Source organism: Psychroflexus maritimus, from assembly GCF_011089875.1.
Classification (GTDB): domain Bacteria; phylum Bacteroidota; class Bacteroidia; order Flavobacteriales; family Flavobacteriaceae; genus Psychroflexus; species Psychroflexus maritimus.
The window spans coordinates 119927-131865 of sequence record NZ_JAANAS010000039.1 but is presented as its reverse complement, the minus strand read 5'-3'; the positions used below and the strand labels follow the sequence as shown (position 1 = coordinate 131865).

Annotated in this window: 10 protein-coding genes; 7 read left to right on the top strand and 3 right to left on the bottom strand. The window is 29.3% G+C overall.

What is annotated here, in order from left to right:
* Positions 1-2 precede the first annotated feature (2 nt).
* Positions 3-2963 carry a sensor histidine kinase gene (locus G7034_RS05070; protein WP_166399882.1) on the top strand — a complete coding sequence of 987 codons (2961 nt, stop codon included), beginning with the start codon at positions 3-5 and terminating at the stop codon, positions 2961-2963.
* A 5-nt stretch (positions 2964-2968) separates the two neighbouring features.
* Here G7034_RS05070 and G7034_RS05065 read toward each other — a convergent pair whose 3' ends face one another.
* Together G7034_RS05065 and G7034_RS05060 are read right to left on the bottom strand one after the other, a co-directional pair.
* The gene (locus tag G7034_RS05065) at positions 2969-3598 is read right to left on the bottom strand and encodes a response regulator transcription factor (protein ID WP_166399881.1); all 630 of its coding nucleotides are present in this window, start codon (positions 3596-3598) and stop codon (positions 2969-2971) included.
* Positions 3599-3782: 184 nt separating this feature from the next.
* Entirely contained in the window at positions 3783-4337 is a 555-nt protein-coding gene (locus G7034_RS05060) for a hypothetical protein (RefSeq protein WP_166399880.1), read from the bottom strand.
* Between the two features lie 158 nt (positions 4338-4495).
* Here G7034_RS05060 and G7034_RS05055 point away from each other — a divergent pair, with 158 nt between their 5' ends.
* Positions 4496-5128, top strand: coding sequence for an NAD(P)H-dependent oxidoreductase (locus G7034_RS05055; protein WP_166399879.1), 633 nt, complete (start codon positions 4496-4498; stop codon positions 5126-5128).
* 64 nt (positions 5129-5192) lie between these two features.
* Here G7034_RS05055 and G7034_RS05050 read toward each other — a convergent pair whose 3' ends face one another.
* Entirely contained in the window at positions 5193-6443 is a 1251-nt protein-coding gene (locus G7034_RS05050; protein WP_166399878.1) for an NAD(P)/FAD-dependent oxidoreductase, read from the bottom strand.
* A 190-nt stretch (positions 6444-6633) separates the two neighbouring features.
* Here G7034_RS05050 and G7034_RS05045 point away from each other — a divergent pair, with 190 nt between their 5' ends.
* The 5 genes from G7034_RS05045 to G7034_RS05025 all read left to right on the top strand — a co-directional run bounded on the left by G7034_RS05045 (position 6634) and on the right by G7034_RS05025 (position 11938).
* Positions 6634-7026 (top strand): arsenate reductase family protein, encoded by a 393-nt coding sequence (locus G7034_RS05045; protein WP_166399877.1) that lies wholly within the window; start codon positions 6634-6636, stop codon positions 7024-7026.
* Positions 7027-7160: 134 nt separating this feature from the next.
* Entirely contained in the window at positions 7161-7823 is a 663-nt protein-coding gene (locus tag G7034_RS05040; RefSeq protein ID WP_166399876.1) for an ABC transporter ATP-binding protein, read from the top strand.
* The gene (locus G7034_RS05035; RefSeq protein WP_166399875.1) at positions 7824-8588 is read left to right on the top strand and encodes a TIGR02757 family protein; all 765 of its coding nucleotides are present in this window, start codon (positions 7824-7826) and stop codon (positions 8586-8588) included. It begins immediately after the preceding gene.
* A gap of 194 nt (positions 8589-8782) precedes the next feature.
* Positions 8783-9991 (top strand): sensor histidine kinase, encoded by a 1209-nt coding sequence (locus G7034_RS05030; RefSeq protein ID WP_166399874.1) that lies wholly within the window; start codon positions 8783-8785, stop codon positions 9989-9991.
* A gap of 15 nt (positions 9992-10006) precedes the next feature.
* On the top strand, positions 10007-11938 hold the full coding sequence (locus tag G7034_RS05025; RefSeq protein ID WP_166399873.1) for a BatA domain-containing protein: 1932 nt from the start codon (positions 10007-10009) through the stop codon (positions 11936-11938).
* Position 11939: the final 1 nt, after the last annotated feature.

Sequence of the window (11939 nt, the reverse complement as noted above, 5' to 3'; positions counted from 1 at the left end):
AAATGAGTAAAAAGCTATCTTTCTTTTTCTTTGTTATAAGTTTCACGCAAGGTGTTTTCGCACAAGATTTTATAAATACTTGGTTCAATGAAAAAAACCTCCCTCAAAATTCAGTAAAATCGATAGCCAAAGATTCCTTGGGATTTGTATGGTTAGCTACTGAAAGTGGTTTAGCTAGGTTTGACGGAAAGGATTTTAAGATTTTTGGCGAATTAAAAAATTTAAGTACAAATAGATTCAATTTTTTTTATAATAGAAATGATTCGCTCTACGCACGTACTATATATCAAGAAGATGTACTAATTACCAATAACCAAATCCAAAAAACTAAAAGGCGAAAATTTTCAAAAAAAGAACTCCCAATTAAACATGAATTAATCAGCAAAAAAATTGGTCATGTTTTAGAATTGAACCAAACAACTAGCTATATTTTACCAAAGTCTGAAAAACAGCTTTTTTTAAAGCACAACGAATTAGAACGTAGCTTCAGCTTTAAGAATAAAATTTCTTCGGTAATCAACTTTAAAGACCAAATATATGTTATTACCGAGAGGAATTTTTTTAAAATCAATCTTAATGAAGCCAAGTTAATAAAAATTGATTTATTAAATCCTTTAAATACAGAGGACAAAGAGTTGAAAAAAGACAAGAAAATTAATTATATATTCGATTTTAACCAAAAGTCTATTTACCTTAATCTAAATAAAGAAGTTTATCATTACTGTATAAAAAAAGATGAGTTAACAATTATTCATAATCAATTAAACTTTAAAGAAAAAAATATTATCACAGCCTACTATGACGCATCAAGAAAAACTAGTTATTTTGGAAGTGGGTACAAAGGTTTTTTAGTATCACGTCCTAATTTATTTAGCATTTATAAAGCAGAGACTCCTTATTACGTTCAAAACTTGATTTATGCTTTTGATGTAATAAATAAGGATAAGATTATTACTTCTAGAGGCTTACTTTTTGACATCAATACTAAACAAGTTAAAAACCTAAACTATGTAAATAGCCTTAATTCATTGTCGATGGAAAAAATTGACGATTACAGGTATGCACAAATTCTTCATAAAAGTATAGTAATCATTGATTATACAACTAAAAATGAACCTCAAAAAATTTTTAAATTTAAGGATGATTTAGGGGTTTTACATTATTCAAAAAAAAACAACCTAATATACTTTAGTACTAAAAAGTTTAATTCAAAAATAAATACTTGTCTTTACACCTACAATTTTAAAACCCAAGCGATAAAAAAAATTGCTACTACCAAGCACAATGTAAATATTATAGACCAGTATGATGAAAATCAGTTGTACTTAGGTACAGAAAACGGAGCTTATATTCTCAACTTAAGTAAGAATGAATTAAGATTAATAGAAGGAACGTCTAAATATAATGTAAGAGCTATTAATTTTCAACATAATTATGCCTGGATAAGTACTTATAACAAAGGCTTAATCCTAAAAAAAGGTAACCGGTTTTATGAATTTCCTGTAATTACAGAAAAGGTTTCTAAGTCGGTGCATCATGCTATAGAAGACGATTATGGTTACTTATGGATATCAACCAATAACGGTCTTTTAAGAGGGAAGGTCAAACGATTACTGAATACTTCGAGTGATGAGGCTCATTTTTTTAATAATTTTGGAACGGATGATGGATTACTTACTAGTGAATTTAACGGAGGTTGTAAACCCTGTGCAACTAAACTTGAAAGCGGTGAAATATTATTTCCTAGCCTTAACGGAATTGTAAAATTAAATCCAAGTGATTTCCTCTACTTAGATGATCATGTTGAAAACATTACATCTATGGTGTTTATTAATGACCAGAAATTTGAGTCAGAAGATTTGTCTGGAAACTTATTTTTTCCTAAAAATACGCAGAAAATAAAATTTGAATTTGACTATGTTAAAAGTAATTCTGTCTTTGATTTTAAGTATCGTTTAAATGATGGAATCGTTTCTGAAATCACTAATAATGAAATTACATTAAATAATTTAGCTCCTGAAGATTATACGTTGAGGCTTTTTTTACCTGATTATCCTGATAAAAGCAAAATTAATTTTTCAATAAGTCCGAAGTTTTACCAAACTTTTCAATTTATATTGTTGGTACTTTTTTTAATAGCGGTTTTGGTTTACTTTATTGCTGTTTTAAAAATAGCAGCAGAACAAAAAAGAAGAAAATACCTAAATAATCTTGTCAAGGAAAAAACTTCACTTCTTAAGGATGCTATTACTAACCTAACTGAGATAACTAACTACTTAGAAAACAAAATAACAAGCCAAAAGAAAACAATAGCGCTAATTTCACATGATATTAGAAGTCCATTGCAATATATTAAATTAAGTACAGAATATTTAGAATCTGAATTAGCAAGTAAAAACTTGGGGCCAAAGGTAGAAAAGAATATTTCTTCTCTAAATGAAGCAGTAACAAAATTACAAGCCTTTACAGACCACATTTTAACTTATTCTAAGGCCATGCTTAGTGAAGATAGAAACAAGTCTGAAACTTTTAATCTTTATGATTTAGTCAAAGAAAAGGCCGAACTTTTTGAACAAGTAGTTAATTTGCAAAAAAACCATTTAGAAATTGATATTACTAAAGATTTTTATATCAATTCAAATAAAAATCTTTTAGCAATTATTATTCACAATATTCTAGATAATGCATTAAAAAACACCTCTCGTGGAAGTGTTAAGCTTTCAGCTAAAAAAATTGCACAAAAAATAATTTTTAAAATTGAAGATACAGGAAATGGAATGAACAAAGAAACGCTAAACAAATACCGAAGTGTTTTTGAAAACACCAAATATATAAAGCAAGTTTCTGAAGCCGGATTAGGGCTTTTTATGGTGGCAGAAGCGGCTGAACTTATAAAGGGAAACGTTGAAATTGAAAGTGAAAAAAATAAAGGAACTCAGTTTTATTTAGTAATCAAGCAATAAAAAAGCTAAATTTCTTTGGTAAAAAACTTATACTTATCAACTAAATCTAGTACATTGGCAACGTCAAACTTTTCCATTAATCGTTTTTTGTAAGTACTTACCGTTGAATTTTTTAGCTTAAGTTTATCTGCAATTTCCAAATTTCCGTAACCATCCAAAATAAAGTATAAAACCTCAAGCTCTCTAGTTGATAATTTTTCTACAGGGTTTTTATATTTTCTTAACTTTTTTGATTCTACTTTAGATTTAAGTTCATCACTCATATAAATGTGGCCTTCTAAAACTTTTTCAATAGCTGTAATAATTTCATCTGCTGGTTTATGTTTACTTAAAAAACCATTTACATTAAGTTTTATATATCGTTCACCGTATTGCGCTTCATTTAAACCAGAAAACATTAGAATTTTACAGCTTGAATTCTTTTTACTAAATTGTTTCACTAAATCTAAAGTGCTACCACCAGGTAATTTTATATCGATTATAGCTAGCTGAAAGTTAGTTGAATTAAATTTTTCAATGGCGTCAGGAATATTGGTTGCATGCTCTATAGTTACTTTTGGAAAAGAATTTTTTATCACATTAGCTACTCCTAGCCTAACAATGCTGTGATCATCTACAATTAGTAAGTTTTTCATTATTTAATTTCTGTAATTGAATGACTAATTAAAAAACCAAAAGTAATAATTTTTATTAAAGATTTTAAAAAATCAATTGAAAATTTAATAAGTGTAGTCATAAAAAAAATCTTTCCATGCTAAAATCAGAAGATTTCTTACCTAATAAATATATACAAATAAGGTTGATTTTCAAAAAAAAACATTAATTGTCTTTTACATTGCCTTCAAATGGTGGTGGTCCAGAAAATTTTGGTTGAGTAGAATCATCTTTTGCATCCCCTTTTTTTGGGGTAAACACGTTGTAGGGGTACTGTTTTTGTACTTTAGCTCTCTGTTTGCAATTTAAATTTACATAATCTTCATTGTATTTACTTTGGGCATAGTTGTTCCATAAAAAATAATAAACTTCTCTAATCTGTTGTTGTACAACTTCAAATTGATCGGGTTGATTGTAATGAGTTAAGCTAATCATAGCTTTTTTTGGTGTTTTTGCCCACTGCTTAGCTTCATCTGGATTTTCAATAAAAGCATACAAATAATCTTTAAACTTCTTTCCTTTTAATAAGCTAAAATCTTCATCGTTAACCATCAATTTAGCTTCTTGGTTTATAATAATCACTAAACGATTTCTTTCTGAAGTCTTTTCTATATCATCAGCATAAACTTGAGTCTCAACTTTACATTGTTGGTCTAGCCATTGTTGAGCAAAACTAAACTGAAACACAAATAACAAAAGTATCCATCTATAATTTTTCATGAAATTTATTTAATTTTAAAAACGTAAAAATACACTATGAATTGTAAATATGGCTAAATAAAATTCACGTATTTCATTAACATTTATTCAATTTTTTTGTGTTTTAATTAAACAAGATACTGGCTTTTTAAATTAAATTTGCGCAAAAAATTACTTTTATGGAAACCCTTAAAGCTTTAGAGTGGAGATATGCAACAAAGAAATTTGATGCTACTAAAAAAGTGGAAGACAAGAAAATTAAACGAATAACGGAAGCTTTTAATCTAACCCCAACTTCTTATGGTTTGCAACCTATAAAATTAATTGTGGTAAGAAATCAAGTCATAAAACAAAGGCTCTTACCTCACTCCTACAATCAGAATCAAGTAGTAGATGCTTCTCATCTTTTAGTTTTTTGCATTGAAGATATCATCGACAAAAACTTTGTATTAAATAATTTCGACTTAATTAAATCGGTACGAAATACTCCCGAAGATATTCTTGCTCCATTCAGAAACTTTTTGGTAGATCATTTTTCTAAATTATCTCAAGGTGAAATAAAGAAATGGGCTACCAATCAAGCTTACCTGGCTATGGGAAATGTATTAACTATTTGTGCGCTAGAGGAAATTGATGCTTGCCCTATGGAAGGTTTTGTTCCTGAAAAATACAGCGAAATTCTTCAGCTTGAAAAACATAATTTAACCCCTGTCTTGGTTCTTCCTCTTGGATACAGAGCCCATAATGATGAGTTTTCTTCAATGAAAAAGGTAAGAAGACCTTTAGAAGAAACCATTATTGAGATTGATTAAAAACTTTTAAAAAAAGCGTTTCAGCATACCAGCCATTTAAGCATTAAATTTGACTATTTGATTGTTAACTTCCTATATCTAATCTTCCTTTTTCAATTTTTTCAATTACTGCTAACGCGGCCGATTCGCCGTTTAGCATGGCAGCATTAAGCGAACCATTAGCTAAATGATCACCTGCTAAAAAAATTTTTTCCTTCAACTGAGTTTCGGATTTTGGTAACATATAAGATACACTTTGCATTTTAGGAAGCGCATTTTTTATGCGATATAGCTTTTTGAATTCAACGACTCTAATTTTAGCTATATGCTCTAGTTCTTTAATTACTTGATTAATCAATTCCTGATCACTTAACTCATGCGCTTTAACAACGCTCACTGATAATAAATAATGGTTGTTTATTAAAGAATTTGAATAATGTATGTTATTGACTAAACTTTTAAGTTGATTGCTCATTAATCCTATAATAGTTGAATCTATAACTTTGTTTTCTACTTCAAAGTATAAATTTTCAACCGATTTCCACTCTTGTAAATCGGGAAGGTTAGGAATTATTTTAGCGGCTTCGGCTGCAATTATTACGTAATCAAATTTTGCTTCATCGCCGTTTAAAAGACTTAAGCTAGTATTGTTTACTTGCTTCACCGGAGTATTAAAATGAAATTGGGTTTGTTTTAATTTTGCAGAAAGCTGATTGGGAATTGCTTGAATTCCTTTTGAAGGAATAGCTGCACTGCCCGTGGAAAATAATTGATACACAAATTCAAATTTTCTGCTGGAAGTTACCAATTGATTTTCAAGAAAAATTCCAGTAAAAAAAGGTTGAAAAAAATTCTCAATCACTTGGTCTGAAAAGCCAAAATCTTTCAAATACTGAAGTGTTGTTTTTTCTTCAGCTCTAAAAATATCATCTAAACTTTTCTTTTTTATTTCATTTCTTAATTTTAGAATTTTAATTTTATCAGATAGCGTTCCTATTTTTGAAAAAATTGTAGAAAAAAGTAAGCTTTTGTCACGTAAGGGGTCGCCAATAATCGCTTTAGCGTTTTTATAAAAAATTACAGAACCAGGTCTAAAATATACTAAGTCTAACAATTCTAAATCTAAGTATTTTTTAGCTGCTGGGTATTCAGTCAGTAATACTTGAAATCCATGATCGTAAGCTAAGCCATCAATATAATCGGTTTTTACCCTACCTCCTACACGATCTGAGGCTTCATAAATAGATGGCTTATACCCATGCTTTTCTAGGTTCATAGCTGCAACTAAACCGCTCACACCAGCGCCAATTATTGCAATTTTAGTATCCTTACTCATCCTTTAAATTTGATATCCAAAAGTAAAATTTATAAATGAGAAAATTCTTTAAAAATTGATAATTTCAAAACTTAATCTGATTAATTCGCAAAAAATTTAATTTCAGTTAAAAAAACAAACCTTTCTGTATTTATCTAAAAAATGCTTTACTTAGTGACTCGCAGGTTAATATAAAATTTAAAAATATTCTATGGTGACTGATAAAAAATTAATTCAAATTTACTGTAATCCTAAAGATTTTCTCACGGAGAAATGTATAGCAGTAGCTAAAGCTTCAAAAGCTTCAATTCAAATTATAGATATTGCTAAAGATATTCTAACAGGAACAGACTGGAAGTGGTTAGCTGAAATGCTTGATATTGAAGTAAGTGATTTAATAAACACAAATCATATTAAATACATGGAAGTATATGGAAGCAATGCCCAAATTGATGAAATTGGTGCGATAAAAATATTACAAAACTCGCCAGAAGTTTTATACTACCCTATTGCTGTTCGAGGAAAAAGAGCTATTCAAGCAAAAAGCGAAACAGCTATTTTAAAACTTCACAACTCAGCTACGGGTGAAGTGCCTATCCCTTAAAAAATTAAATCGAATGAATTAATCAGCTACTATTCATCAGCTGATTTTTTTTTGAAATAATAAGCCAATTTATCTATCAAATCAATATTTGTAATCTGATAAATAATAGTAAATTCGCAATATTATTTAGAAAAATGATTAAAGCTACAAATATTTTCAAACACTATGGCGACTTAAAAGTCTTGAACGGTGTTGATTTACAAATAAACAAAAAGGAAATTGTATCAATTGTGGGTAAATCTGGTGCTGGAAAAACCACTTTACTTCAAATATTAGGTACATTAGAACATGCAGATTCTAACCAAAATTCTTCAATTGAAATTAATGCTACCGATGTAACTCAATTAAATACGCGTCAATTAGCTGAATTTAGAAATAAAAATATAGGTTTTATTTTTCAATTTCATCAATTATTACCCGAATTTTCAGCCTTAGAAAATGTTTGTATTCCTGCTTGGATAAAACAATTAAGTACTAATGATGCGAACAAGAAAGCCGAAGAATTATTAGATTTTTTAGGTTTAAAAGATAGAATGCATCACAAACCAAGTCAGTTAAGCGGTGGCGAACAACAACGTGTAGCGGTAGCTAGAGCTTTGATGAACAATCCGTCTGTTGTTTTTGCAGATGAACCCTCAGGGAATTTAGATTCGTTTTCAGCTGAAAATCTACATCAGCTTTTTTTTAAACTTCGCGATGAATTTGACCAAACCTTTGTTATTGTTACACACAACAAAGAGCTTGCAAATATGGCCGATAGAAAATTACAAATGCAAGACGGAAATATTTTGAGTTAATTGAAAAAATCTGAATTAAAAACATTTCTAGACCAAAAAGTAATAGACTATAACCAAAAGTCGTTTATTTCTTCAGACCCTATTTCTATTCCGCATCTTTTTACACAAAAGGAAGATATTGAAATTGCAGGATTTCTTGTCGCCACTTTTGCCTGGGGAAACAGAAAGAGTATTCTGAATAACGGAAACCTACTGATGAAGCTTTTAGAACACCAACCTTATGATTTTGTGCTCAACCATAAAGCAAGCGATTTAAAAACTCTTCAAAAGTTTGTTCACAGAACATTTAATGGAAACGATTTAATCTATTTTATTCAATCATTAAAGAACATTTATAAAAACCATCAAGGACTTGAGGCAATTTTTGCTTCAAATCATAATTCCATCAATCTTTTGCCTTCTATAGAAATACTTAATGAAATCTTTTTTGAACTTCCACACCAAAAAAGAACAGAAAAACACGTGAGTAATCCAGCAAAAAACTCAGCTTGTAAACGACTTAATATGTACTTGCGTTGGATGGTAAGAAATGATAAAAACGGAGTTGATTTTGGACTTTGGAAAAGTATCTCACCCAGCCTACTCTCTTGTCCGCTTGATGTTCATTCGGGCAGAGTAGCTAGAAAGCTTAAGCTCCTCAAAAGAAAGCAAAACGATCTAAAAGCACTTCAAGAATTAGACAAAAACCTAAGAAAATTAGACCCCAATGATCCTGTAAAATACGATTTTGCACTTTTTGGCCTTGGTGTTTTTGAAGGCTTTTAAAAGCCAATTATCGGTTATTTTATAAATCTTAAGACAGATTTTTTTAAGAATTTACTTTCACATGAAATCATAAACTGTTTTAGATAAACAGATCAATTTATACCTATTTACATGTGAATTATTTCACAAAAACTAATCTATTTTTAATTACCTATCAAAATAAATTTCCTTACCTTGCAAACAGATATATTTGTATGAAAAAAGCTACACTTACTAAAGATGAAAAAAACCGATTAGTAGCCTTAAGGAAGCTTGATATTATTGATACTCAACCAGAAAAGCAGTATGATGAAATAGCTGAACTTGCGTCATATATTTGTGAAACACCTATTGGTTTAATTTCTATTCTAGATAACGATAAACAATGGATGAAAGCTTGTGTTGGAGTAGAAAATTGCGAAGCAGAAAATAATTTTACTTTTTGCCAATATGCAATTAAACATGAGGGTAATTTATTTGAAGTAAATGATGCTAGAACCGATGAACGCTTTAGAAATAAAGCCTTTACATTTGGTGATGATCCTGTGGTTTTCTATGCGGGTGTACCGCTTAGAAATAAAGAAGGATTAACTTTAGGCTCTCTTTGTGTGATTGACCATGAAGCAAGAAGTTTAACTGAAAAACAAAGAAAATCGCTTTTATATCTAGCGAATCAAGTGATTAATTTATTTGAAATTAGGATTAAAAATAACACCTTACGAGAATCGCAAAAATTACTCAAAGAAAAAAACACTCAACTTAAAAATTTTGCCGGAGTTGTTTCTCACGATATGAAAATGCCACTTGCTAATATGATTGTTACCATAGACATTATTAAAGCAAAATACAGTAAGCATTTTGATGAATCTGGACTTAATTACATCAATAATCTTAAGCAATCTGCTTTTAAATTAAGCGATTATATTTCAAACATACTTACCCATTACGAATCAGATTCTATTACTGAAGAAAATGCTCTTGAAGAATTTGATTTAAATGAATTGCTTGAAGACATTGTTGAGATGTTAGATATAAATGAAGATTGTGAAATTAATTTACCAAAGAAAAATCTCCAAATTGAATCTAATCGTGTAGCTTTAGAACAAATTTTCTTAAATCTAATTGGTAACTCCATTAAGTATAACGACAAAGAAAAAATAAAAATTGATATCGGTTGCAGTTTTGACGATTTTTACTATCATTTTTATGTAAAAGACAATGGTATAGGCATTCCTGAAAATAAACAAAATGAAGTTTTTAATCTTTTTACCACAATAACAGAAGCCGATAGAAAAGGGAACAAAGGAAATGGTATTGGTTTATCTACGGTAAAAAAGATTATTCATAATTTAGGTGGTCACATCGAATTAGAATCAAAGTTGGGAGATTATACCAAATTTAAATTTCAAGTTGAAAGACCTTAGCATAAATTAATCTATATGGCTTTTCAGTACCCTCAGTTTCTTTACGCATTATTTTTACTGATTATTCCTATTTTAATTCATTTATTTCAACTTAGAAAATTTAAAAAAACTGAATTTACTAATGTTGCTCTGCTCCAAAAAATTAGTATTCAGAGTAGAAAGAGTTCTATTGTTAAAAAATATTTAGTTCTCTTGTCAAGACTATTGGCAATAACCGCTTTAGTTTTTGCCTTTGCACAACCTTATCTTCCAAATCAAAATACAGAAGAAAATCAAGAAACGGAATACGTAATTTATCTTGATAATTCTTTTAGTATGGAACAAAAATTAGGTACAAAAACAATTTTTGAACATGCTCAGCAAGAACTGGTAAAATACCTTCCAGAGGATTCCAAAGTAAGCGTATTCACAAATAATGAAACACTTAAAAATAATCAAAACTTAGCTAACGAATTACTTTCTTTAAAACTAGCTCCCGAGCATCTTAGTTTAGAACAGGTGCTTTTAAAATCCAACACTTTATTCTCAAAAACCGATGACCTAAATAAAAAACTATTACTAATTTCAGATTTTCAAAGTCAATCTATTGAAAAGCTGAACTTTGATGAGTACTTGTCCAGGAACCAACATCTTGAATTTGTTCAACTAAAACCTGAACAACCTAAAAATATTAGTATTGAAAAGGCACTTTATCAAGAGGAAGAAAACCAAATTGAATTAGACGTAGAGCTTTCTGCTGAAGGCTCTAATTCAAACCCCATAGACATTTCTATTTATTATGATGAAGACCAACTTATTGCTAGAAAACAGGTTGAATTTGAAGACCAAAACAAGCTTACTACAAATTTTAAAATTAGTAAGAAAGCCTATCCAAAATCAAAAATTGAAATAAAATCTGCTGGCTTAACTTATGATGATACTTACTACTTTAGTATCAATCAACCTTCAAAGCTAAATGTACTTAGCATTAATCAAACAGAGGACGATTTTTTAAAACGTATTTACAATAAAACTAATTTCAACTATTCATCTTATAGTTTAAGTAACCTACCCTATTCTTCAATCAATCAATCGGATGTAGTTATTTTGAATGAGCTAAAAACTTATTCAAATAATTTCACTAACGCACTTTCAAAATTTCTTGATGAAGGCGGAAATTTAATTGTTATTCCTTCAACAGAAACCAATGCTTCGCTGAATCAGTTTTTGCTTAAATACAACCTACCAAAGTTGGAAAAAACAATTGATGATGAAATTCAGTTAACGAAAATAAATTTTCAACATCCTATTTATAAAAATACCTTTATTGATGAGATTTCAAATTTTGATTATCCCAATTTCAAAAAAACCTTCCAATTAAATCTTTCTACAGCTTCGGCCTTAAGTTTTTCAAATCAAATGCCTGCGCTAATTAGTAAAAACAAGATTAGCCTTTTTACGGCAGCTTTAAACTTAAACAATTCAAATTTTCAAAATTCGCCCTTAATTGTGCCCACTTTTTACAACTTAGCAAACCTCAATCGTTCAGCAAACGAATTGCAATTTACGGTGAAACAACCCAATTCCATTAAAATTGATTGGGCATCTAAAACTGACGAAGTTTTGGAATTAGTACACACCAATAAAACACGTGTAATTCCACAACAGCAAAAATATTTAAAGTACGTAGAAATAAGTACTTCCGAAGTACCTGAAATAGCCGGTAATTATGCGGTTGTTGCTCAACAAGATACGCTTCAGTACTTAAGTTTTAATTACGAAAGAAATCAAAGTCAACTAAATTATTATTCATTTTCAAATGAAGCTTCTGTTTTCGAATCTATAGAAGGATTGTTTGAAGAATTAAGAAAGCAACAAGAAACAAAAAGTTTTTGGCATTGGTTTCTTATTTTTGCGCTTATATTTTTACTAGTAGAAGTATTACTTTTAAATTATTTTAAACCTTAAT

Bases quoted from the DNA above. Each gene is read 5' to 3' on its own strand.
- G7034_RS05070 (WP_166399882.1), top strand. From the start codon at position 3: ATGAGTAAAAAGCTATCTTTCTTTTTCTTTGTTATAAGTTTCACGCAA.
- G7034_RS05065 (WP_166399881.1), bottom strand. From the start codon at position 3,598: ATGAAAAACTTACTAATTGTAGATGATCACAGCATTGTTAGGCTAGGA.
- G7034_RS05060 (WP_166399880.1), bottom strand. From the start codon at position 4,337: ATGAAAAATTATAGATGGATACTTTTGTTATTTGTGTTTCAGTTTAGT.
- G7034_RS05055 (WP_166399879.1), top strand. From the start codon at position 4,496: ATGGAAACCCTTAAAGCTTTAGAGTGGAGATATGCAACAAAGAAATTT.
- G7034_RS05050 (WP_166399878.1), bottom strand. From the start codon at position 6,443: ATGAGTAAGGATACTAAAATTGCAATAATTGGCGCTGGTGTGAGCGGT.
- G7034_RS05045 (WP_166399877.1), top strand. From the start codon at position 6,634: ATGGTGACTGATAAAAAATTAATTCAAATTTACTGTAATCCTAAAGAT.
- G7034_RS05040 (WP_166399876.1), top strand. From the start codon at position 7,161: ATGATTAAAGCTACAAATATTTTCAAACACTATGGCGACTTAAAAGTC.
- G7034_RS05030 (WP_166399874.1), top strand. From the start codon at position 8,783: ATGAAAAAAGCTACACTTACTAAAGATGAAAAAAACCGATTAGTAGCC.
- G7034_RS05025 (WP_166399873.1), top strand. From the start codon at position 10,007: ATGGCTTTTCAGTACCCTCAGTTTCTTTACGCATTATTTTTACTGATT.